Raw genomic sequence first — 23,566 nt, forward strand, 5'->3', positions numbered from 1 at the left:
CACGCCAAGTATCGCCCGGTGACATCATCGTCGTCTGGGATCAAGTAGACCTCATCGGCGCATCCGTCATCGAACGAATCGACCACGGCGAGAAGAACAAACCCATCGGCCGCTGCCCGGAATGCGCCACCACCAACTATCTGGAACGGAAAACCATTCAGCCGCGGTTTCGTTGCTACGACTGCGGACATGAATTCCCGACCCCGACTTTCACCGACTCGACTGTCAAAACTTTCCGCACGACACACGACCAAGGTTGGGTCGACCTTGCCGGCGCACTCGATGCGAAGCAACTTCGAGCGTTGTGCGTGAAATCGTACTCGCAGAACAGCATTCGAGAACTTCGGTGGGACGACTTCGCAGCAGCGATCAAGGAATCGACGCCCGGACAGCCACTGACGATCGTCGAGGCGACGAGCACACAACTTGCCGGCGGTCACACCACTCGCCCTGTGCGCGTTCGTCTCGGACAACCGGCATTCCGCGCTGAACTGCTCCGCCGCTACGGCGCGAACTGCGCCTTCACCGGGCCCTCGCCGGAAGCGGCACTCGAAGCATGCCACCTCTACAGCTACGCCGAAATCGGCGTCCACGACAACGAGGGAGGGCTATTGCTGCGCCGCGACCTGCACCGACTGTTCGACCACGGGCTCATCGCAGTGAATGAACTCGGGACGGTCGACGTGGCTGAAGAAATCCGTAAGTACCCGCTCTACGATTCACTGCACGGGGCGTCTCTGACTATTCCGATGACCAAGAAGCAGACGGTGTGGTTGCAGCGACACTGGCAGGAATGGCGAGCTCCTGCATAACCGGGTGCGGGGATCCCCGTGAAGAGGTCTATGCAATAGGTCTGCTCGAACCGCATCTCACTCATATCGACGGCGTACTATGCAGCCGCTCCATCGTCGAGTTTCGCACACGCTGAGGAGTTGGCATCGCACGGCGGATAGGAGCGACGACCGCGATGGGGCGCAATACAAGTCTTGGAGCTACTTTCTACCGGCGCTCCACTTCAATCCCCAGCGGTAGGGCTTCGAGACCTCGGATTGAGTCCCGTTGATGTAGCGCACTTCTCGTGTGACCGTCAGTTCGTTCTTCTCGTTCTTGAGCAAAGCGATGGCGCAGGAACGCGCGCGGTTGTTGTGAGAGTCCAATCGAACTTCCACTTCGGGACCGTGTGGCGGGTACAAGGTGACAACTCCGTCGGCTGTTGACCAGTTCGGGGTCCCGTCGTAGATGTAGGCGAAGATCAGGATGCGCTTGAATTCGCTCAGGTGAGCGAGGTTTATGTGGAGGTTCTCGCCGCCTGCGGTGTTACCTGACCGGTCATCGCCATCGAGCGCGATGTACGGCGGGTAGTTGAGGTTGCCGAATGACTTGCCGAGGGCCTGGATGACACCCTTGGACCCGTCTTTGAGTTGGTAGAGGCAGGCGAGATCGAGGTCGACTGCACCGCCGCCACCGAAGAGACTACGACGTCCGCGGGTCCAGTTGAGATTGATCCGCATGGTTGCGCTCTGATCGCCTTTGGCGAGGGACACGGTGGGGGTGGTTTTTGTCAGGGTGATCTTGCTGAGCTGGACGCGCTGCTGAGGAACGGGTGGTGCGGCAGGCGGCGGGGAAACAATCGCAGACGAAGCGGGCTTGGTTCGACGGACGGGAGGAGAGTTCGGTGCATCGTCCACCGCGACACCGTGTTCGGTAACAAGCCCTTTGAGGCCGCTGTCCCATCCGGCCGAGACGTTGCGGATCTTCCACTGATCACCGCGCCGATAGATCTCGGCCAAGATCGCGGCACGCTCGGTACTCAGGCCCAGCGCTGGTGCCGCTACCTCGCCCAGCGTGGCACCGAGGCCGCGAATGCCAGCAAGGGAGCCTGGCGCAGAGTCATCCATGCTCACTGCAAAGCGCAGTGTGTTGATGTTGGAGGGCACTCTGGTGACATCGATGGTGACCGTGCTCGGGCCGGTGAGTTGGACTGCCCCTTCGGGGGATGCCGGTTGATTGAAGAAGACGAAATCGTGGTCGTTTCGTACTTTTCCTGTCGCTGTCACCTGGAAGACCATGAGGTCGACCGTGCCGGGGGTGACGCCGGTGACGTTGACCGTGAGCTGCGGCGAGTTCAGTAGTGTGTTCTGGCCGCGAGTAAGTGAAGTCATATTCTCTCCTGGAGCGGTCGTCGCCTGTTTGGCCTGAGTTGATGGAATTTCGGGTGTGTCTGGGTGGCTCGATGTTTCGCGCCGGTGGATGCAGAAGGGGGCTAGCCGAAAATGACAGCGGGCGATCTGGGTTGTCAGCCGGGATTGCTCAGCTCGGCGCTACGTGCCACCGCTTCGGTTTGATCCATGTCGCTGCGCAGAAACTTTCGAGGCACTTCCCCTTGTCGGGGTCGTCGATGATGCGGAACATCCACGGCCCGTCGAACTGGTAACCGTCCTTGACTGCTTTCGTAGTGGCCATCCCGATATGGAAGATCAGCTCTTTCAGCTCACACGGGCCGCTGCCGACGCCACCTCTCCATTCAGGCCAGTCCAGATCGGGACGATGACCGTACTGAGTCTTCATTCCACGTTCCTCGAACACCATCCGGATTCCGTGAGGCGGACGGGTGTGACCGGGTCGGACGGTGAAGGTCATACGGCGAGCGGTGTATTCGTTGATTTCGTCGGCAGGGTCGAATCCGAGTTCCCACCAAGTATTTTCAGCTTCGATTCCGGTATTGGTCAACGCGACGTCGAACATCTGCTCAAGGTCGAGGTGAAGTATCTCGAAGCCCTCGGGGACGTTGTAGCGCGATTCCGTGTCGCCGCGGTTGACGACGAACTCTTTCTTTACCGGGTACACGGTGAGCACGGCTGCTTCAGCCGGTACTGCGCTGTGGATCCGAGGCACCGTACCCAACGGCCGACCCTGAGCGGATCCGCTCGTGTTCTTTTTCGTGTTCACCGGTACCGGGACTGTCTTGGCGGGGGCCTCGTCGACGGTGACGCCATGCTCGGTGACGAGCGCGGCCAATCCCGTATCCCAGCCGGCGGAGATGTTCCGGACTTTCCAGGCGCCGTTGCGGCGATAAATTTCCAGTAGCACCGCGGCGCGTTCAGTACTCAAACCCGATGCAGTGGCGACTATGTGCGTTCCCGAGGGATCGGTGAGGGTGACACCGAGTCCTGCGATCGTGGCGAGGCTCCCGGTCACAGAATCATCCAGTGAGACCGCAACACGGAGGAACTGCACCACCGCGGGCACCTGTTGGAGGTTGATGTCGACTCGGTCACCGCTGAGCGCAACTGCACCCTCAGGAGATGCAGGGGAGTTGAAGAAGATCAGGTCCTCGTTGGAGCGCACCTTCTCGTTCATTCCGAGCTGAAACACCAACAGATCCACTGTGCCGGCGGCGACCCCTGATGCGGTGACGGTGATCCTCTGGTGGGGGAGTGTCGTGTTTTCTCCGCGCGCGAGTGTCGCCATTGTTGTGGTGGCCGAATCCGTTTCGGCGCTACCTTTCAGGTGCTAGTGGGTTGGTCTCCCGCGCATCCGCGGGTGGAATTCGATGGTCTGCCGAGGTGTACCGCCACGGCGATGCGCAGACTGCCGGGCTACATGCTGGCTAGAGCCAGCTGGCAACGCCCCCGTGACCCGAGCAGGTACCTCGCCGGCTTTGGCTGAAACTGTAGGTTCCGTCACTACATTTCGCGGTGGCACCTGAGGGCGCTGAGGGTGCCTGCCGTGGCGAGGGAATGCAGTTGCCCGCGGTGTTGATGTATCCGCCGGCGCATTCGCCCCCACCGCCTCCGGAATTTCCGCCCCCGGTCGTGCCTCTCGACGGCGGCTGGGGTGGCGTGTACTCCGGTACTGCGGCGGGCGGCACGAAAGGAGCAATCGCTACCTCGGTCGGTGTCATCGGGGCGAGAGTTGGGGTCGGCTCGAGTGTCGTCGTAAGCGGCGGCGGGGGAGGCGTTGTCGTTGTCAGGCTGGCCGGTGTTGCGGTCGGCGTGGTGGTTGTCGTTGTTCGGGCTGCTGTAGTCGAAGAGCTGGTCGGTGCGGGAGCGGACGTCGACGTGGTGAGAATTCGGTCGGAAGTCGGGGCTGGTGTGGCGGGTGCAAGTGCGCCGCCGGTCAGCATCACACCGAACGCGACGAGACTGACAATGACGGCAGTTCGACGGTTCGGGATTCGAGCCCCACCGATGTGACCGCGTAGCAGCGCGATCACGCCGACGACAAGCGCGATCAAACCCACGAACACCAATAACGTGGCCACGATTTCTCCCAGAGTCAGCAATTCCAAAGCAATATTTTTGAAGATTCAACCATGGCGATTTGAGTGGAATGTGACCGACGTCCCTTTTTTGGATAATGCTGCCGTACGGGCTTCGCAGCGATGCGGGGTGGGGTTGCGCACTGCGAGGGTTCGGCCACCGAAGCTGCGGTTGACCGCCTCTGCGTCGGAACCCGAAGCGTGGACGACCCAATTCATCTCGGTGACACCGTCAGCATGTCATGCTGACGGCCGACGATCACTACAATTCGCCTCCAATTGCAATGCGCGACAGCAACTTGCTACTCATTTTGCTCAACGGCCAGTGAGGGGTGGAACAATTCGTCACCACCACCTCTGCAGTCCTAAGACGAGTGCCTTCGAATGCATCGAGTGCGAGTTCCGCTGCTACCCCGGCAGTGCGAGTTTCGCTGCTGCACGGCCGTTGTCGCCGTCCGTCTCTCACGACCACTGCGGGAATTCACAGAAAGAGAGACTGCAGCTGAACTTGCATCAGGCCGGCGCTGACTGCGCCCGACGAGATACACGGGTAGGGGAGTGACCTGTAACTGTGCGGCACCATCACGCCGTCAACCCTGCCCCGCAATCTCATGCCTTGCGTGTCGGTGAATGTCGCTAGGGTAAGCACTCGTGACAACCGTCGAGGAAGTAATCGTCCGGCAACGGGCCTTCGCGCAGGCACGTGACTGGGAACAGTTCCATTCGCCGAAGAACCTGTCCATGGCGTTGGGCGGTGAAGTCGGAGAACTATGTGCCGAGATCGAACCGCTTTTCCTCGAGACGCCTCCACCTCTCACCCCCGGGGGTCTCGAGAGCGTGCGCCATGAGGTCGCCGACGTCGCCCTCTACCTGCTCCGCCTCTACGACGTGGTGCAGATCAACCCACCCGGCAGCTTCCCGCAGACGGTGGGACACGGTGCGCCGGTCGATAGTTCGGCCGCCGCTTCCCTCGGTCTCGCACGCGCGGTGTGCCGGCTCAGTGGGGCAGTGGGTCTGTTGCTCGAAGTCTTCCAATGGGAAGACGGCGCATCGCACGCCCTCCCGTCGCGGATCGACAGAGCTGAATTGGGTAACCGGTTGGAGCGTGTCTGGACCGCCCTCAACACTACTGCGGGTCTTCTCGGTATCGATGTCGCCGCCGCTGCGGTCGCCAAGATCGACGCCAACGAACGCCGCTATCCGGTCGCGTCGAGCCGGGGATCGAGCCGCAAGTACACCGAACTGCCCGGGGCGGGCGAGTGAGCACGAGTGTGTTGATCCAACCGTCCTTCGGTAACCCGCAGGCACGGAAGAACTACAGCAAGACGCTGGCGCAGCCGTTTCCATTCGACAACGGCGCGCTCCGTGATGCGCTGTCTGTCGCGGAGTACGAGCACCTGCTCACTGTGCACCCGGAAGGGTCGGCTCGATTTTGGGCGACCCCGCGCAATCAGGACAAGATCATGTCGCGATTGAAGCACGGCGATGTTGTTCTGTTCACCGGACAAAATCATGTCAAGGCGATCGGAGAGGTCGGACTGAGCTTCCGCAATCCGGACGCAGGCAACGCGATGTGGCCGCCACAGGAGACACACGGTCCTTACCTGAATGTGTACTCGCTGATCAGCTTTCAAGAAACCGAAATCCCTTACACCGATCTCCGTAGGTTGACCGACGCCCCGAACTCCAAGGGCGGAGACAACTACATGGGCGCCCGGCTCTACGACAATGATCGGGCAGCGCGGATCCTCGACGGTCTGCTGATCGAAACGGCCACCGAATACGCCGCTACCGCTGAACTCGCAGCCGCCGGGATCCCCGATGCCCCGTTGTGGGACCAGGGCGCGATTGTCGGGGCGGAAGCCCACCACACCAATTCCGCCACCGGATCATCCCCAGCCCGCACATTCGTGGCCGATCGCGCGGAGGCGCGACTCGTCGTCGACTACAAGAACTTCCTCAGCGCCAGTGGTGACCGACGTAGTCAGCAGCGCCTGAAATCGGTAGTGGGATTCTCCGACATCTACCTGCTCCCTGACACCATTGCCGAGGGCGGTGCCGCGGAGATTGTCGAAGCGAAAAGCTCCGCCTCACACGCCAAAGTGCGGGAAGCGTTGGCGCAGCTCCTCGACTACGTCATCCACGCCACCACCGAGGTCGACGCGCTGACAGCGTTGTTCGAGAGTGCACCGAGTGCACGCGACATCCACTGGCTCGGCAACTACGGGATCGGGTGCGCCTTTCGTGACAGCCAAGGCGGTTTCGCCACTATCGCCCCGCCTGAGTCCCGGGTGTCGGCGATGAAAGCGGTGTGGCAACCGTCCGGACCGGTCGGCGCTCTGTAGGGAGGCCCGGGAAGACAGCGTCGTCACGCGAATCGGGGATATTTCGGCGGATACACGACAGGCTCGTCACGTCGGGGGAGTCGGACCACGCACAGTGCGCGGCGGAAGACGCCGGGTAGCTAATCTGCGAAATATAGTGCGTTCGAAGGGAAAATGATCGATGACATTGATCCTGCTGCAACCCGCAGGCAACAAGGAGTCTCAGAAGCACTACGAGGACACGGTCACCAACTTCGTTGCGCTCGAAAGATTTGAGGGCTTGCGTCTCCGGATCTCGCGATGCTGCGGGCGGCGTTCCCAGCAGGGCATTTGCAGGTATGGGGCACCACTCGGGCCAAAAACGGCGGCAACGTGAAAAAGCACGCCAGGCTTCAGGCCGGCGATCTGGTGTTGTTCGCCAAGGACAAGACGATCTTCTCGGCTGGGCGTATTCGCCACGTGTTTCGGAGCGAGACGATCGCCGAAAAACTGTGGAAGCGCAACAAAAAGGGGAAACCTGGGAGTTGATGTACGCGATCGACAGCGTTCGACAGCTCATCATCGAGGTTCCGCAGAGCAATGCTGTGGTCGGATACAAACCGAACAACAGCATCCAGGGGTTCACCGTTCTCGACCAGGATAAGAGCGACAACCTCGTCGAACTCCTCACGTCCCTTGAGTTCAAGATGGATCCCGAACTTGTGATCGTTGATACAAGGGGAATGCGACAGACGCGGTCAGGGTCTGACTCGTCGGGTGACGGTGCTATTGGTGTCGGTGATGCTCGCCGACACCCGCCGCTACTTCGATCACCTGACCAACTATCCGGCCGGCGACGCCGTCAAGTACTCGCTGGTGTTGCGATTGGCTCCAGCGAGGCAGCGAAGGGGTCGGCTTATGCGTTGCTGGAGCTTCCTGAACATTGACGGGGAACTGCTCGTCCGCGTAGCAATTCCGCGAACCGGACTACCATCAATGCCTTGCTCGATACACTGATCACCAGTGCCGATACTGCTCAGCAGATTACTGGCACCACCGACGCCAACACGTACCGTGCGCTCGGTCGGCTACTGCGTTCGGCGCGCTCGAGGCCCTTTCGGAGATCATGCGCACCCAGATCTGGGCTGCTGTTGACGTGCACGCCGAACTCGACGGTCTGAGTACCGCCATCCAGTAGGCGTTTCGCCGTGCACCTGCAGACGAGACGCCGCCAGGACTGGTCCCTCGGGTCGCTAGCGGGCCCTCTGATCCAGAGCCCAGGCTCTGACGTTGTCCTTGTATGACCCGGTTCTGCAAAGAATTCATACGAGCGTGTCGGCATTCGTGCGGCGCCCGGTTCGAGTACCGCAGTCGCACAGTCGTCTTGCTGGCAGACTCCGGGACTCGCGTGCGGTCTCGCGCTGGATTTGGAGGAGATTTCGACGGTTCATTTTGCAGTCACCGGTCGCGCAGCTGACTCGCGCAGGTTCGCCCAGGTGTTGTTGTGAAAGATCGCCGCCCGTTGTGATGATCGTCGCGTCGATCCGGTAGAGGTCAACGCACGCAACAACTTCGGCGCCGCATCTCGCTCGGCAATCTCTCGCAGGACGGCGCGGTGATAATGTGGGGCGACTCCCCAGGTCGGCGGCGAAATCGACACGTCCGTCCCCTGTCTCGGCGTGGAGTTGGGTAATGACGGCATACCGGTGCATGCGCAGATGTGGTGGACGCCGGACGTCGACCCGCACCCAAACAAATGGAACCAACTCTCGGAGTCGGAGACGAAGATCATCAATGAAACCGGCCACAGCAGGAACCACAGAGCGCGTTCTACTCGAAAGAACTGCGCCAGTTCGTCGAATCGCAACGCTCGATGGCTACCGCTGCGCGCGAACGCGGGCATGCTCTGGAACGACCGTGCTGGGCCACTATCTCGACACACCTGACAGCGCCGTGGACGACGCAATACCCGTCTCCGCCGTCACCGAAGGAATGACCTTACGATGTGTCTTTCAGGGTGGTGCTTGCGCATTGTTTGACGGAGGTGGGGAATTCCCCGCATGACGGGCACGCTCCGGCGGTATCGTCTTTAGTCACCGCATCGATCAAGCAGTTCCTGTCAGGACTGCAGGTCGCGCTGACCACCCGCAGTCCTGACAGCTAGAACAGCAGTGTCGTAGCATCATTCATGCCTTGCCTCTGTTAGTCGGAATTTCTCGCAAAATCCAGACTTCAGGATGCCAACGGCTTCGCGCAGGTTGATGCACCAAATTCCTCAGATCGAGGGTGCCTGCAAGAGCCGAAAGCCTGTTTGGTGATGCACCTAGAACGGCCCCAGGAGAACGCACTATATCGAGATATCGAGCGTTGCTTATCGAGCTTGTCCGCCGAGGTGTCACCGTGCAGCTCCTTGTTCTCCGCGATCATCCAGAACAGTTCGTAAACTGCCCTGTACGGCAGTGTGATTGGGGTGTACCGAACCGATCACGGTTCTCGTTTGGCAGGCTGTGTGAGCTCGAACCTGCCTCTGCAACTAGATATTGTGAGCTCGTCCAGAACCATCCAGTGCCGGTGATCAACGGCCTCGTTCGAAATCGATGCGATTCTGCGCATACATATCCGCTACATGTGCGTCATACATGGCAATCTCATCGTCGGTCGCTTCGCGTGCATCGAGCTCGAAATCACCAGCCAGGTTCAACTGCTTCAGTTCGCCCAGGTTGAGCTCCAAATTGCAAGTGACACATCGGAATCCCACCGGGGACGCCACCGTTTGTACCATCAGTGGACCGTCAAAATCCTCTTCGGGAGCTGATTCCGATGTCGAGTAGTATGTACGACCAACTCTGGTGCAGACCGGGCACCGCATTCTCATGATCACGGACGAATTGGGCATCATTTCTTCTACAACTGCAGGGTCTGTCGCTCGCCGCAAGTCCAATCGTACTGCCTCCTCATCGACTGGGCCGAGCGTTACCGCGTACCTTTCAGATTCGGCAAGCTTGATCTTGAGCCTGATGTGGAGAGACCTCGCGCTCGATAACTGATCCACCACTGCCCGACTCGATTTCCAGAAGCCTGATTCATCCAGACCTGCGAGCCGTAGCATCTCCGTCATCACGTCCGCGAACTCAACCAGCGCGTCTTGGAGTTGCGCCCGATCCAGGAGCCCCAGGTGAACTGCCGCGTTCCGCGCATTGAGCACTCGCCTCGCACAACCCTCTTTAACCTTGGTCGATCCCCAAATCGCGGCGATGAGTTTGAAACACGAATCCGGCCCACGAGTCTGCAAGTTCATCGCATCATCGGTGTCTCCAACGTCACTTCGGCCGATGGTATGCAGCAGCGAGACGTCGGATGCCTTCTTCATATCAAGAATCAGCGTCGGATTTTCCTTAGCCAGCAAAAACTTGGCAAGAATTTCAATCGCACTACCCGCATGAACTGCGGAGTTCAGCCAGCGTCTGGCGTCTGTCGAATTTGACTCGGAAATCGCTGCCAAGGCGTGGTAGTTGGAAATCTTGAGTAGGTGATCAGGAAGCTCATCATTACCAAATCTCTGGTGGCCGAATGACCAAGGGAGCACCGACCGATTATCCGATTTTGACACGGCGAAATTCTACATGGGTGTCACGATGCCACTTTGTCGAACTCTTCACTCACTCAGGCTGACGCTGGAGGTGTCCGCGCATCGTAGGAACTTTCCAACTGATTAGATCCGTCCGCCGGCGGCGGATGTGGCCTGAGGTGATCGACGAGTCTTGCACAACCGACCTGTCCTTCGAATTCTTGCCACTACCTGCGCAGTGATATTGGGTGTATGCCCTAAAGTCCCGTTCTATGACTGACGAGGCACCGAAGCGGTACCGACCTATTTCCCTAAACAAAAGGGCGCGAACGGCGTCGGGGCTGCTGGGCCTGGCTTTCGGTCTTGCCGGTGGCTACTCAGTTTTCGCCAATACGAACCAAGCCGGTAGTACTGCTTTGCTGCTGCTCGGAGGAATTTTCCTCCTCATGATGCTCACGGGGCGAGTGCCTGAACGGATAGGGAAAGACGGTATCGAGCACGAAGCAATCGAGGACGCAGTCGTATCCGTTGTGGCAATGAAAGACCTCATGGCAAGCGAGTCGGAGGCTGTTCGCGGTGCGGCTGCCGACTCGTACCTGAAGTACCAAGAGGCCATCTCCCAATGGGAGGCCACAATCAATACCGGTAGCGTGCCGATCAGTGTGCCGGCGTCGACGGGCAGCGGGGCGTCCCATGCTCCGGCAGTACGAGCCTCCGAATCTAATCTGCTGACGGCGCACTCAATCCGGCATGAGCAGAACGTGGAGAAACTGCTTGTGGAGGCATTCGGGACTGGCGCGGTTGAACGTCACCCGGCTTTCCCCGCACTCCGCCCTGATGCTGTGGTGACTCTGCCGAGCGGCAAGCGTGTGGCGGTCGAAGCCAAGGCCGGTCGACAACGGAAACATAGGTTTCTCGACCTCGGTCCAGCAGCGAAGCGGGCAGGGCTGGACGGAATGGTAGTGGTACAGGATATGGGCTACTCGTCGGTCCCACCCCGAGTGAGTGGGACCGAGGATGTCCGCAACGTACTCATCGCGACAGACGACACCGGAATCGATCAGGAGTCGGCGGAGGCGGTCGTGAACGAGATCAAACATTTCGGGTAGATCGCATCGCCCTACAAGAGATTCCTCGCTGCAGTTCAGGCACGTAAGTGCGCGGGTGTGATCCTTCTGCTCAAGTGAACACTATCGCGAGACATCCACCAGCTTTGTTGGCGGTTCTGCCCGCCCGCGGCGATCGACGACCGCCCCGAGGGCATCCCGATGTCCGAGCATGCCCTCGTTCAAGGCCTAGCCACGGCGACATGCGACCGAGAGCGTGTGGCACTGGGCGGAATTCAAGCTGTGCATCTCCTCTGCCGAAGGCTGTGAGAGCATTCGAGCAGTCATAGGCCGAACTAAGCTTGGCGCAATGTTTGTCCCAGAGCATCCTGATCGTCTAGATAAGTCTGCCGATAGTGTGCGTTCAACAATTACCCTGCAAGAAGGAGTACAAGATGGCGGCTTTGCCGAGGGGTTCCTCAAGTTCGGCGAAGGCGACGGCCAAGGAAATTCGCGAGTGGGCTGTCGATGAGGGCTACGAAGTTTCCTCTCGCGGCCGGATCCCTGCCGGGATCGAGCAATCCTTCTACGAGGCTCAGATGAAGAAGGCCGCAGCGAAGAACGCTCCGGCAAAGAAGGCGACCGCGAAGAAGGCGACCGCGAAGAAGGCGATCAAGACTACGGCGAGTAAACCAGCGAACTGGGTACAGCTCATGGATGATCCGGGCAAGGTCTTTATGCTGCCCAATGGTTCCATGTCAGATCGTCGATTACTCGGCGGTGACTTAGACCTCAACATCGGGTGGGATCGATTCGAGAAGCTCACGTTTAGAGTGAGCAAGGATTTGATCCGAATAGAGGACGTTCAGGTTTACAGGTACGGCACACAGGGGCAGACGCAGCACGGAATCGATCTTGCTATTGAGGAACCCGACGGGCGCTACAGTGTCGTGCAATGTAAGGACTACTTTGGGACGTCCTTCACCCCGTCTAAGTTGCGAAAGGCGGTTGAGACGTTCGTAAAGGGCAAATTGCCATTCAAGTCTTCGGTTTACCGCTTCATCGTGGCAATGAGCTCCTCAACTCAGCGGACTGAATTCACCGACGAGCGCGATGCCCTCCAGAAAAAACATCCGAAGCTCAAACTGGAGCTGTGGGGTTCGGAGAGGATCAACGACGTTCTCAGACGGCGTGAAGATATCGTGGCAGAGTTCTGGACGCGTGAGACCGCCAGGGACTTCTGCACGGACGTAACGCAACGTGGAGTTGCGGCATCTCCTCCTGACAGGGTGCTGCAGGCTGAGTACTTGCTTGGCGGTCCGCTGGAGACAGGCGCCGTCACAGCGCTCCTCAACGAGGCGGCTGTTGCAATTGAAGGTTCCGATCCGCAGAAGGCGGCCGGTTTTTTCGCGTCTGCGGCCGAGATCCTTCATGACAAGGGCTTTCGGGCACATGCTGTTTCACTTCGCGAAAAGCAGTTCAATGCACTGGTCGCCGCAGAACGACTTGAGGAGGCAGCTGCGCTCGCTGGCGGTCTGGCGGCAGTTAGCCTCCATCACGCGGACTACGACACGGCCGACCGAATGAGAAGGAAACTGGAAGAACTTGTCGGAGAGGATCTTCTCTCTCGCGTGAGCGGCAAACTCCGAAAAAGGTCGGCCCAGGTCAGGCGTCACGTTGAGTTGATACGTGCAGCTACAGAGATCTCTGGCAATCCTGTCGGCGAATCAGGTGCATTCCTCGAAGCTCTTCAAGATGCATCGTTGAAGTTCGTTCCGGAGTACCAGCCTCTTCTCGTGCTGTTGCTGGGAGAGTCGATGCTCGCGGACGCGGCCGCTGAAATTTTCAAGCTCGACGACCTGCTCAGAGGGGTACTTGTACAGTCGAAACGAACGCCGATTCACGGCGTCGACGACTTGGTGATTCGGCTGCGGCTTCTTGTATCCGAGTATGATGGCGAGGAACGAGACGAGCTGTTTTGGCAGGCAGCAAATTTCAAGATATCGGACAAGAAACTCTCCGCACTTGTCCATGCCCGAGAAGCACGATGGCGTTCGCTCAACCCCCCTGTATCCAGCGCGAAGAGTCTTGTACGTAAAGTCGAAAAGAACTGGCGCGATGCGGTCCATATCGGGGTACAGGCCGGTTTGCTCGAGGATGCAGCATGGTGGTTGTACTCAATTAGACGGTTGAAATTTGCGTACGGCCCGCTGGAGTTTGGCCCAGACGAAGAGCATTGGTCAGCACAGTCTCTGAGAATCACTCCAGATCAGCGTCTCTTGCCTCGGTATCGAAATGTCCGTGAGAATGCACTCAATGAAATTGTGCGCAAGCCGGAGTTTGCTGCAATGGTCGCCACCCGACGGTGGCTTGTCGACAGTATTGTCACGGCGCATTGGGCAGAGGAAGGCCAAGCGTGGGAATTGCTTGGTGATCTATACGAGAAGAATTCTGAGCCGGACCGCGCAGCCACGTGCTATATGAAGGCCGGTAGCACAAAGAAGCTCGATAGGCTCATCGAGGCGGTCGGTGACGACCTTCTGCCCGTCGGTGCACTGAGTGGAGCACCGTGGTGGGAGCTGCGAGGCCGGTGCAAAATTCTCGGTGGACAAGTCGATCTTCTCGACGACAGCGTGGCATCGTCTCGGTTGAGCGAACTTGTGGAGTTGGTTCGATGCGGGCGATCTGGGAAATTACTCCAGGACCTGCAGCAATCCCTGTCGCTCGAAGCTGCAAAGGCTGCTTGTGCATTGGCTGGCCGGGGGTCCGTCGAACAGGCAAAGGAGATTCTGGATCTCCTTAAGGACGACGTGCCGCGCAAGCGTCACCAGTACCGGTACAGCGACGCCGCGCACGCCCAGGCGTGCGTATCGATCGCGACCACCTACCCGGAACTGACACTGGCGGCGCTGGAGCGCCTCTTTGATCTCGCCGACAATGACACTCACGACGCATTGATGGCGCTGAAGAAGCCTGATGTACTCGCGTTGTTGGGCGCCGAGGGACACACCATAGCTATCGAGATGCCCGATCTCAATTCCTTTCTCACCGATCCCGAGCGCGCGGCGCTTAACGAGCGTGTGCGGAAGCTTGCGGCTGACGACAGATACCCGGCGACGGAAGTCTTGCAGGCTATCGCCCCAGAGAGCACTGAATTTCGTGTTGCCGCCGAGGCTGCCCGTGATCGGATTCTTGAGCGCCCCGAGCCCGATCCAAGTCATGGCAATAATGGACTCCACGTAGGGGCTGACGCAGCTCTGGTGCTGGGGCTAAAGGCTTCTGACCGCGAAGCTTGCCTGCGAAAGCTCCTGGTGATCGCAGGCGACAACGGCGAGGTAGCGCAGAACCGGCGAGATGCTCTGGTCGGAGCGAGCACTTTGGTCAAGGCTCTTCCGAACTCAACCCGCGCAGAGGTTTTTTCAAGTTGTGCCGCATTCGTAGAGGGCGAACAGGACGGGAGCGCCCACGATGGTGCCTTCCCGAACGATCCTCTCGGTACGGACTACGTAGATCTTGGACCGACGTCCCTTCGCGGCCCAGCACTATTTCTCGCGCTAACGTCAGCAGAAACCAATGACCAGTACTCGTGGGTCTTGGATCAGACACTTGACCTTCTCCAAAGCGGCAAGGCAGACGATCTCTATTCGGCAGCTCACGTCCTAAACGGACTCCCGCCATCACTTGCCGCGGACGCCCCGGTTAAACAGCTGGCGGCTAGCAGTAGCGTCTTTGTTCGGCAGGTCGCCGCGGTACTATGCGGTCGCGACACTTCGCAGCACGAGCGGCTTGCAAGACGGCTCGCCCGTGATCCTGAGGTAAGAGTGCGCCGCACACTTGCGGGCGCTCTCTCCAGAGCCGAGACATCGGAAACGAATGAACGGCTGAAGGTGATCCTCCGAACGGACCGTCGACGCAGCGTTCGCGTTCGACTCGTCGACCAACGAACAAGTCTCGGCGTCCAAGGGTGAAACTCCGGGATGCGCACTGAACAACAATGGTCGTACCGACGGCCTTTTGGAATGGTGGTTGGTGCGCAACCCGGTAGCCGCTGGGCCACTGCTGTAGATACTCGCCCTTCGAGGGCCGATAGAAGTACTGCAGGACCCGGCGGCCCGGCGTTGAAACTGGCGATAGAGCCGTGCGCTTCGAGCGCCGTGCAGTGAGCGACCAGCACCAACGCCTGCCACCTGGTGAAGCATCCCGACGAGGCGGAGAAGGTGCATATGCAGGAATCGAGTGTGGTGGCTGGGATCGACTGGGCCGCTGAGCTTCACGCGGTGAGCGTCCTCGGCGCCGACAGCAAGGTGATCGAACGATTCGATGTCACACATGACAGCCAAGCGCTGCATGTGATGGTGTCGAAGTTCCGTAAGGCAGGAGTGACCAAGGGTAGCAATCGAGCGCGGCGATAGGCCGGTCGCTGAAGGTATTGATCGCTGCGGGGCTCGCAGTGTTGGTATCCCCTCACGTCAGATCAAAGCGGCTCTTCGAACACCACGAGATCTGCGACGATGGGTATAGCGACGGATGTACTTTCCGACGGGCGACGTCGTTGTCGCCCGTCGGACGAAAAAGGGCACTTCGAGGCAGGCCTGCAATGGGCCACGATCTCGCGGCAACGGGGTCGGACAAGCTTCTCATCAAGCCACCGAAGCAGGACCGGACCGTACGTCGCCGCCACAACAGAGTGGACAAACCCCGGCCAATGCGTCTGAAAAGGAGCAAAGCGATTCATGAGTCACACGGCGTTGTAGCGACGACACCTATCCTGTGAGCCAGCCCCGGGCCGGCCAATATAGACACTTACATGCGATTCAGTCATCGATTGTCCGAATCCGAAATGTCGAATGTTAAATCCAAAGCAGACATGGGCCTGCTCGGCCGCCCACCCGGCGGTTGACTGTCTCCCCGGTGGCAGATAGGCGTCGACTTTGGCGGGTTGAGCGTAAGTGAGTCCGGCGTCCGCAGCCGTCGTCGAGGCGGCGCCGAGCAGCACCCGTCTGCGCGGGTGGACGGTTGAATTCGGTCAAAACAAACATCCAGACCTGTGGGAGGGAACTCGTGAATCGTGCCGAGTTTGATGCCGCTTCCTTTTTTGTGAAGGATGCAGATCATGCCCAAGCGTTACCCGCCCGAGCAGCGTGAGCGAGCCGTCAAGATGGTCCTCGACCACCCCGACGAATATCGGTCCGTGTACTCGGCATGTCAGGTGATAGGCCCGAAACTCGGTACCGGCGCCGAGTCGTTGCGGAACTGGACGAGGCAGGCCCAGATTGATGCCAACCAAGTTCCCGGTGCTACTTCTGCGGAACAGGAACGCATCAAAGATCTCGAGCGTGAGAACCGAGATCTCAAGGAAGCCAACGAAATTCTGAAGTCGGCATCGATTTTCTTCGCGAGGGAACTCGACCCTCGCCGCCGCTGATAGTCCAGTTCATCGACGAAATGCGTGCACAGAATTTTAGGGTCGAGTCGATCTGCAGGGTGCTCACCGCACAAGGAATTCAGGTCGCCCCACGCACGTACCGTAACTGGAAAACCGTGCCGCCATCTGCAAGGACGGTCACCGACGCCCACCTCACCGAGGAACTGCGGTCCACGATCGGCACTGCCGAAGGGTTGTACAGTCGCCGAAAGATGACGGCCTATCTGCGCCGCAAAGGCCACCACGTCGCTGCCTGCATCATCGACCGTTTGATGCGCGACGAAGGACTGAACGGGGTGGTCAGGGGCCGGCAGCACCGAACCACGATTCCAGGCGGTAAGGACAGTCGGCGGGCACCCGACCTGCTCGATCGTGATTTCACCGCTGCAGCTCTGAACCGCACATGGGTTACTGATTTCACTTATTGCCGAACGTGGCCGGGGTTCGTCTACGTCGTATTCGTGATCGACTGCTTTTCTCGGGCAATCGTCGGGTGGCATGCTTCGACGGCGAAGGACACGGCAATGGTCACCACGGCGTTGAAGATGGCTTGTGGCGACGCGATCACGGCGGACATCGGGTCGGTGATGGGTTGATCCATCACAGCGAAACCTGGCCAGCGCACCGGGGTCTTTCTCGGTGGCGGCTCCGCCTGCGCCAACGCCATCCGCACCGTTACCCGGCCGACCTGATGACGGCGGGCCAACTCCCGAATCGAACACCCCTCGACCGGGGCATCACGTCGAATGCGGGCGAACAACTCCATTCGAGTCTCCATCACTGCCCTCCAGCAGTTGCTGGCATCCGAAAAAGCCAGATGCCACAACACTGAGGTGGGCTCAGCTCAAACCGTCACTACCGGTCCGGCGAGTCGCAGATGGGTCTGGGTCTGGCCGTCAGGTGGTCTCGAATCAGGCTGTCATAAACACGTGTTCTTCAAAGGTCGCAACTGGTGTCAATGCGGTCGAGAGAAGTGGGATGAGTAAGCGGGTATTCCGATTGAAACCGCCTCTACCGCTGGCGATCACGTCTGAACATCCGAACAACTCGCGCGATCAACCCGACCCGCTGAGGCACCTCGATTGCCGCGACGGGCTCAGGTTCGTCCGCTAGGTATGCCCGCCAGTTGATGATGCCTGTATCGAGTAGGTGCGTGAGTCCATCGACGGTCGTCAGATCCCATTCGGTCAGTGGTGCCTTGCTGATGCTTGGTCCGTCGAAGCGCGTGATCGGCACAACGAACCCATCCAAGCTGCGATGTTCTCGCAGGTGTGGGTAGATCGCGTGCCGAATATCAAACTCATACTGGTAGTTACGCCGTTCAGCCAGCGCAACGGCAATGTTCTCTGCTGTGACGGGCGTGTATTCCAGTTGGCCGGCAGCGTTGACCATGGTGTCGAAGTCGAGTCCATCGAAGGTCTCGCCCTCACCCATCTTGTCTTCGGTCTTCCTATCGACTCGCCTACCGTCAGACTTCACTGCATGTTGCCGAAGCTCGTCCTCGACCTTCATGGGGTAGAGCGTTGGTACTGATAGCCACAGTTGGTTGATTCTCAGCGAGTGGACTCTGCACAGACCTTTGACGTGCTTGTTTATCCGAGTCAACGGGTCGGTGGTGTATCCAAGCTTGATCCAGCCCGAATCGAACTCGATCAGGTAGATGTACCCACGGATCTTGAAGCCCTCGTCACTGGCTATGTCCAGGCGTTCGTGGGTTTTTAGTTTCTCTACCAGAGTGGTCCCGAAGCGAGCACCGTGTGCGTATCCGAGATCGACACCTTGCAGGTTAAGGAGGATCGGTCCAGCGGCAGCAGCGCGGATGGCGGCGCAGTCAGTCTCAAAGGTGTCAGGTTCAGAAAACGTGATGTTCGGGAACAACTCGCTGTACGCACCCTGCTCATTGACCATTCGGGAATCTTAGACGTCAGACCCATCTTGCTGGAATAACCCGTACGTGTCATATTGAAGACACATGGAACCAAGCCGGCCAATCATCATCCGCAGAGCAACTTTGGACTTCTCGGGATCGTCTTGGTAGCTCACTGCGATTGGAACGATGTTGAGGAGATCAACGTCAAGCGTGGGGACTGTTCGCACTGGTGGGAGGCTACGGGACTTTTATTTATTCAGACCGCGAGCGCACTGCCGAACGGTCAAATGTCGAACGTGGCGCGTGTTGAATACTGGCAATCAGTCATCGCCAAACATGCGCAGGATGAATCGCACCGGAGTTTCCGGAGACCTTGATGTACCCCGAGTTTTCCGGAGTTCGTTTGTTTTACTTCAGGTATTGATGCACCCGAGAGAGGTCCACGATGCCCCGACGTTATCCATGGATACGTTTTCGAGGCGGGTCGGCGGGTGGACTATCGACAGTTCTCAGACGGCGACGTTGGTGACGAACGCTATAGGAATGGCCATTTCGAATCGGGGCCCGACCCCCGGCACTTTGATTCATTCCGACCGCGGAGTGCAATTCACATCGTGGGCGTTCACCCGCCGGGCGATGCTTCCTGAGGGTCGCCACAAATTCGTAATATCCATGAGAAACCCTATCGGGTTAGCGCGATTCCGTCTTCGATTTGCGGAATACGAGCGCTGCCGACAGTTTATGTGATATTTGGGGTAGCTGCCATGGTGATATTTTGGGGCGAGATAGGTGATCCGTGTCACCTAATCGCAAGGCGACACGGGAGAGGTTCGAACAAAGGCCAGCTGATCCTCTATTGCGCTGAAAGATCAAGTAGTCATTACTTCGATTCGAGCAGTTGGTTGATATAGCACTGGTCCTGAGCTGGATCACTCTCGCGGAGACGGAAATCTGGATGCTGCACGCTGATTTCCAGTGCTTGCTGTCGTTGTTCCATGCAATTCAGTGGTGCGGGTTTGTCTGCTCCAGCAACCAGTGTGGCCAATACCGTACAGGCGCCAGCGATCAGGGCGATCGCAATCGGGACGACCACTCTGTCTAAAAGCGAAGCAGATTGGACTGGAGGCGCTGGCGGGGTTGGTGGCGTCGGCGGTGGAGTAGGTGCAACAGGCGGCACAACAGCGGGGGATTGACTTATTGTCGGTAGCAGCGTGGGCGGCGGTGTGGGAGTCAGAGTTGGCGCGATGTCCGCGAACACTCCTCCCATTTCTGGGTCAGGTGATAGCCCAGGGTGGTTAGAGCTAGTCACGCCACGCCCCCGAGTCGCTAGATTCGGAGGTGATCTTGTCGTCGGAATCTAACTGGTGGCGATGACGCGTTCCCTGTAGCTGCACATCGTGAGATGCACGCTGATGCGCTAGGAGTTTACGGTACTCTTCATACTGCCTGTTGTATTCATCTAGAGCCCTCCAGTAATACATTCTTTTACGTACCGCGGTTTTATGCCCGGCGAACCCATAGAGTATGACCACCAACGATAAAGTGATGCTGAATATCCAAAGCGATAGAGCAGTGGGGTTTGAAAACAGATACTCTTGCAGTTGTAGTGCAACGGCTAGGCAAGAGACTAAGACTCCCAGTCCGAGCGTTATTGATATCGCCAGGTAGAGGTCCAGGTGCATGTTACTTATCCGGCTGTCGCGAAGGTAATCTCTGGCACTCATTGCCACTTCTTCGTCGCTATAGTCTCTTTGCATTGCGACACTGTACCAGTGTTTGTGTGCTGACACATTTGGAACGGAATTATCAACCTTCGTGACTTAATCTTCCATATGTCTTAAACTAGTGCCCCGAGTTTGAAGTTGTTTTACGGTCAGCTTTCGCGAGTATCTGCTCGGCGGTTTTCGTCCAGACGAACGGCTCGGCTCGTGGATTCCACCCGTTGATGAAGTCTCGGATCTTGCTCGTGAGCTCACGAACATTGCGGAAGGTCCCGCGGTGGATCGCTTGGCGCTCGATGATGCCGAACCACACCTCAACAAGGTTCATCCACGACGCCGACGTCGGAGTGAAATGGGTGTGGATTCGCGGGTTCGCCGCCAACCAGTCCCGCACTTCCTGCTTTTTGTGAGTGGCATAGTCGTCCATCACCAGATGCAGTTCCTGATCCGGATACGCCCGGTCGACATGTTTGAGGAACACCAGAAACTCCTGGTGACGGTGCCGGTGCCGGCAGATCCCGGTCACCTTTCCGGTTGCGATCTCCAACGCCGCGAACAAGGTGGTGGTGCCATTGCAGACGTAGTCGTGGGTTTGACGTTCGGGGATCCCGATCTGCATCGGCAATGTCGGCGCGGTCCGATCCAAGGCTCGGATCTGCGATTTTTCGTCCACGCAGAGCCCTATCGCGTTCTCCGGTGGCTCCAAGTTCAGGCCGACGATGTCGGTGACCTTCGCGACCAACTCGGGGTCGGTGGAGAACTTGAATGTCTCACTGCGCCAAGGCTGTACTCGTATTCACGCCAGATGCGTGCAACCGTCCCGTACCCGATCCCCAAGTGTGTTGCGAGCAGGCGTGAACTCCAGTGTGTGACACCATATTTCTTTGGCGGCGGCATCAGGGTCGCGGAGACGATCTCCCGGTGGTCGAGGCTCCGGGGCCGGCCCGAGCGCGGATCGTCCTCGAGGCCGGCCAGCCCGTCCGCGTCGTAGCGGGCGCGCCAGGAAATCACTGTCGGCCGCGACACCCCGACCAATTCCGCGATCGACGAATTCGACTCTCCTTGAGATGCGAGCGAGATAATTCACGCCCGCTGCGCCGCACCGGAGGGGATCGATCTCGACCCATCCGCTTTGCCAATTCGATATCGTCGCCGTCGCGCAAGATCAGGGGCTTAATCCGCATGCCTGAAGTATCTCAAACGGAACTGTCAAAGAACTTTAGGCGCGCGACACTAGGACGACGCGAGACCGCCTGAGTAGGGCGGTCTTTCGCTCATCAATTACGGCTGGCTTGTTTCAAATCTGGGTCAAACCGGGCGCGTGGTGCGCTCGCTCTTTATGACGTATGCGGGGAGATCGAGGTATTTTCTAACAGCATTCGTGAAGTCATTGCTGGCAGATTCGTACTGTTTGCCAATCTCTTTCCTTTTTTCTGGCCCTTCCATGTTGAGCACCAGACGAATTAGTAGCTCGCTGGCTGTTGAGGCACGATCGAGTAGATCGTTTGGGGCGACAAGCCGAAGTTCATTAATGATCAAGGTCAAGGGTGCGATTTTCTTTGGCGTTTCGGTTAGTGCGGTAATTTTCCCGAGAAGTCCATCCATGGGGTTCTCTGGAGGTCCTTGCGCGAATGCACTGGCGCGCTTGCTTGCCTCCTCTGCATCTATCAAGCCTGATTGGTGATCCTTCATCATCTCGAACACAGAGGCGATGTAGGCCATCTGTCCGTTCAACTCGGTCGAGTTCAGTTGGGAGTCAACTGTTGTCATGTAGAGATCAGTACATGTGGCAGAGAACTTGACGGACAAAGCCCGGATCTCGGCCTTCAATGCGAGCTGATCATCTCGCTGTGCTTTGTGCTTGTCAGTGACTCGCGCGGTCTTGTAAGTTGCGAACCCGCCAACTCCTGCACCAAGCGCTGCACCAGCAGCCGAGATTGACAGTAGAACCCATGTCGGTGTTGGCGCGATTGTAGTGGCAGTCGCTACGGCCTCAGCCGTAAGAAGAATCATTTCCGGATGTTAGCAGCGGGACGTAGAGGCTTCCTTTCAACTACGTCCCACTGTATCTGCGACGATGGCATCATTCGAACATGTGTGCGAACATGGAAAAAAATGCAGTACATCACCACTCCACATGAAGCTGAGTTGAACGCCGCCGAGGTCATGAAGTCATGGGACTACTTGGATGCCGTCGCTACAACTGGCGGCGCTGACGGTGGCATAGATGTCAGCTCGAAGCGAGCGTTGGCGCAGTTCAAGTGGAAGGGTGCAGCAGCCAGCAGACCCGAGATGCAGCAGTTGTTCGGATCTCGGGGTACGGATACATCGAAGGAACTGTTCTTCTTTGCCGCGTCGAGATACACCAAGGATGCGGTGACCTATGCCGATCAAGTTGGGATGCGTCTCTTTGTCTATGACCCGGTGGGTGCAATGACTCCGGCGAACAGTCATGCACAGGCGTTCGTGAAGGCGTCACAGGCAACCTCGAAGCCAGTCTCACCGGTGCTGTCAAGTTGTTGAAAATACCTGAACTGAGATGATCTGCAGGTGTCATCCGTATACAAGGGGTTCCGGTTTCCGAGGGAGATCATCTCCCACTGCGTATGGCTCTACCACCGGTTCACCCTCTCGTTTCGCGAGGTCGCGCTGCTGATGGCGGCCCGTGGAATCAAAGTGACGTACGAGACGATCCGAACCTGGTGCGCAAGGTTCGGGCCCGAATATGCCCGCAGGCTGCGCCGACGCCAACCACAGACTGGCGACAAGTGGCATCTCGACGAGGTGTTCGTCAAGATCGGCGGAGTCCGAAAATATCTCTGGCGGGCAGTGGACCAAGACGGCAACGTGCTTGACATCCTCATCCATGGTAAGCGGGACGGCAGTGCCGCGACCAGGTTCTTCAGGAAGCTTCTGAAGAAGCAAGGCCGTCGGACGCGGGTACTGGTCACCGATAAACTCGCCTCCTACCAGGTCGCGCACCGGGAGACGATGTCGACAAGTGAGCACCGGCAAAACAAGTATTCGAACAATCGGTGCGAGAACTCCCACCAACCGACCCGGCAACGCGAACGGGCGATGAAAGGGTTCCGCACTGTCGTTGCGGCCCAACGATTCCTGGCCTCGTTCAGTCGCATTTCTCCGCACTTGCGACCACCCCGTCATCGGATGACCGCCACCGATCACCGCACCGAACTAGCCGCCCGAGTCCAGATGTGGGATCAGGTCACCGAACAGTCCCTCACTGCTTGACCGACCGCTCTATGTGATGCCCTGCTGTGACCGAAAACTGCTGCATCTAAAACGACTTGACAGCACCCCTGAACCTTCGATCGAACGCACCGCGTCGGAGCAACTGAGGCAGTCCGCCGC

Annotated in this window: 19 protein-coding genes and 3 pseudogenes; 12 read left to right on the plus strand and 10 right to left on the minus strand. The window is 58.5% G+C overall.

Annotation, left to right across the window (positions count from 1 at the left end; translation table 11 throughout):
• Positions 1 to 308 precede the first annotated feature (308 nt).
• Entirely contained in the window at positions 309 to 812 is a 504-nt protein-coding gene (locus G9U53_RS26080; protein WP_165639519.1) for an HNH endonuclease, read from the plus strand.
• 180 nt (positions 813 to 992) lie between these two features.
• Here G9U53_RS26080 and G9U53_RS33670 read toward each other — a convergent pair whose 3' ends face one another.
• From G9U53_RS33670 to G9U53_RS33680, 4 genes and pseudogenes are all read right to left on the minus strand, one after another.
• On the minus strand, positions 993 to 1,544 hold the full coding sequence (locus G9U53_RS33670; protein WP_347570835.1) for a Tellurium resistance: 552 nt from the start codon (positions 1,542 to 1,544) through the stop codon (positions 993 to 995).
• Positions 1,545 to 1,712: 168 nt separating this feature from the next.
• A pseudogene (locus G9U53_RS33675) lies at positions 1,713 to 2,162 on the minus strand (TerD family protein); the annotation flags it as partial.
• Between the two features lie 148 nt (positions 2,163 to 2,310).
• Positions 2,311 to 3,471: a TerD family protein gene (locus tag G9U53_RS26090; protein WP_165639521.1), complete on the minus strand. Its 1,161-nt coding sequence runs from the start codon at positions 3,469 to 3,471 to the stop codon at positions 2,311 to 2,313.
• Positions 3,472 to 3,610: 139 nt separating this feature from the next.
• Positions 3,611 to 3,763 (minus strand): DUF3761 domain-containing protein, encoded by a 153-nt coding sequence (locus G9U53_RS33680; RefSeq protein ID WP_257216779.1) that lies wholly within the window; start codon positions 3,761 to 3,763, stop codon positions 3,611 to 3,613.
• On the opposite strand from G9U53_RS33680, the gene G9U53_RS33685 reads away from it, so the two are divergent.
• From G9U53_RS33685 to G9U53_RS26115, 4 genes are all read left to right on the plus strand, one after another.
• Positions 3,741 to 4,196 carry a hypothetical protein gene (locus tag G9U53_RS33685; RefSeq protein ID WP_165639313.1) on the plus strand — a complete coding sequence of 152 codons (456 nt, stop codon included), beginning with the start codon at positions 3,741 to 3,743 and terminating at the stop codon, positions 4,194 to 4,196. The two genes, G9U53_RS33680 and G9U53_RS33685, sit on opposite strands and share 23 nt — an antisense overlap.
• A gap of 716 nt (positions 4,197 to 4,912) precedes the next feature.
• Positions 4,913 to 5,524 carry a nucleotide pyrophosphohydrolase gene (locus tag G9U53_RS26105; protein ID WP_165639522.1) on the plus strand — a complete coding sequence of 204 codons (612 nt, stop codon included), beginning with the start codon at positions 4,913 to 4,915 and terminating at the stop codon, positions 5,522 to 5,524.
• A complete protein-coding gene (locus tag G9U53_RS26110; protein ID WP_165639523.1) occupies positions 5,521 to 6,606 on the plus strand; it encodes a hypothetical protein in 1,086 nt (361 codons plus the stop codon). The genes G9U53_RS26105 and G9U53_RS26110 overlap by 4 nt, the downstream gene beginning before the upstream one ends.
• A 317-nt stretch (positions 6,607 to 6,923) precedes the next feature.
• Positions 6,924 to 7,511, plus strand: a complete 588-nt coding sequence (locus G9U53_RS26115; protein WP_165639524.1) for a hypothetical protein — start codon at positions 6,924 to 6,926, stop codon at positions 7,509 to 7,511.
• A 500-nt stretch (positions 7,512 to 8,011) separates the two neighbouring features.
• On the opposite strand, the gene G9U53_RS34260 is transcribed toward G9U53_RS26115, so the two are convergent.
• Positions 8,012 to 8,467: a hypothetical protein gene (locus tag G9U53_RS34260; RefSeq protein ID WP_165639525.1), complete on the minus strand. Its 456-nt coding sequence runs from the start codon at positions 8,465 to 8,467 to the stop codon at positions 8,012 to 8,014.
• Between the two features lie 672 nt (positions 8,468 to 9,139).
• On the minus strand, positions 9,140 to 10,174 hold the full coding sequence (locus tag G9U53_RS26125) for a hypothetical protein (protein WP_165639526.1): 1,035 nt from the start codon (positions 10,172 to 10,174) through the stop codon (positions 9,140 to 9,142).
• Positions 10,175 to 10,404: 230 nt separating this feature from the next.
• On the opposite strand from G9U53_RS26125, the gene G9U53_RS26130 reads away from it, so the two are divergent.
• From G9U53_RS26130 to G9U53_RS26150, 5 genes are all read left to right on the plus strand, one after another.
• Complete coding sequence (locus G9U53_RS26130) at positions 10,405 to 11,241, plus strand: hypothetical protein (RefSeq protein ID WP_165639527.1); 837 nt, start codon at positions 10,405 to 10,407, stop codon at positions 11,239 to 11,241.
• A gap of 392 nt (positions 11,242 to 11,633) precedes the next feature.
• On the plus strand, positions 11,634 to 15,146 hold the full coding sequence (locus G9U53_RS34265) for a histone-like nucleoid-structuring protein Lsr2 (protein WP_165639528.1): 3,513 nt from the start codon (positions 11,634 to 11,636) through the stop codon (positions 15,144 to 15,146).
• A 255-nt stretch (positions 15,147 to 15,401) separates the two neighbouring features.
• Positions 15,402 to 15,590 carry an IS110 family transposase gene (locus G9U53_RS26140; protein ID WP_165639529.1) on the plus strand — a complete coding sequence of 63 codons (189 nt, stop codon included), beginning with the start codon at positions 15,402 to 15,404 and terminating at the stop codon, positions 15,588 to 15,590.
• 701 nt (positions 15,591 to 16,291) lie between these two features.
• On the plus strand, positions 16,292 to 16,603 hold the full coding sequence (locus G9U53_RS26145) for a transposase (protein ID WP_165639530.1): 312 nt from the start codon (positions 16,292 to 16,294) through the stop codon (positions 16,601 to 16,603).
• Positions 16,604 to 16,623: 20 nt separating this feature from the next.
• On the plus strand, positions 16,624 to 17,199 hold the full coding sequence (locus tag G9U53_RS26150) for a DDE-type integrase/transposase/recombinase (protein ID WP_165639531.1): 576 nt from the start codon (positions 16,624 to 16,626) through the stop codon (positions 17,197 to 17,199).
• A gap of 23 nt (positions 17,200 to 17,222) precedes the next feature.
• On the opposite strand, the pseudogene G9U53_RS33360 reads toward G9U53_RS26150, so the two are convergent.
• The 4 genes and pseudogenes from G9U53_RS33360 to G9U53_RS26165 form a co-directional block, all read right to left on the minus strand.
• Positions 17,223 to 17,381 (minus strand): annotated as a pseudogene (locus G9U53_RS33360) (IS21 family transposase); the annotation flags it as partial.
• 233 nt (positions 17,382 to 17,614) lie between these two features.
• Positions 17,615 to 18,511, minus strand: coding sequence for a GIY-YIG nuclease family protein (locus G9U53_RS26155; RefSeq protein WP_165639532.1), 897 nt, complete (start codon positions 18,509 to 18,511; stop codon positions 17,615 to 17,617).
• Positions 18,512 to 20,315: 1,804 nt separating this feature from the next.
• A pseudogene (locus G9U53_RS26160) lies at positions 20,316 to 21,334 on the minus strand (IS630 family transposase).
• 168 nt (positions 21,335 to 21,502) lie between these two features.
• Positions 21,503 to 22,207 (minus strand): hypothetical protein, encoded by a 705-nt coding sequence (locus G9U53_RS26165; protein ID WP_165639533.1) that lies wholly within the window; start codon positions 22,205 to 22,207, stop codon positions 21,503 to 21,505.
• 102 nt (positions 22,208 to 22,309) lie between these two features.
• Between G9U53_RS26165 and G9U53_RS26170 the strand changes: the two genes are divergently transcribed.
• Both G9U53_RS26170 and G9U53_RS26175 read left to right on the plus strand, forming a co-directional pair.
• On the plus strand, positions 22,310 to 22,717 hold the full coding sequence (locus G9U53_RS26170; protein WP_165639534.1) for a restriction endonuclease: 408 nt from the start codon (positions 22,310 to 22,312) through the stop codon (positions 22,715 to 22,717).
• Between the two features lie 27 nt (positions 22,718 to 22,744).
• Positions 22,745 to 23,446 (plus strand): IS6 family transposase, encoded by a 702-nt coding sequence (locus tag G9U53_RS26175; RefSeq protein WP_165639535.1) that lies wholly within the window; start codon positions 22,745 to 22,747, stop codon positions 23,444 to 23,446.
• Positions 23,447 to 23,566 lie beyond the last annotated feature (120 nt).

The sequence above is a fragment of the Rhodococcus sp. D-46 genome (genome assembly GCF_011290655.1).
Taxonomy (GTDB): Bacteria; Actinomycetota; Actinomycetes; order Mycobacteriales; family Mycobacteriaceae; genus Rhodococcus_F; species Rhodococcus_F qingshengii.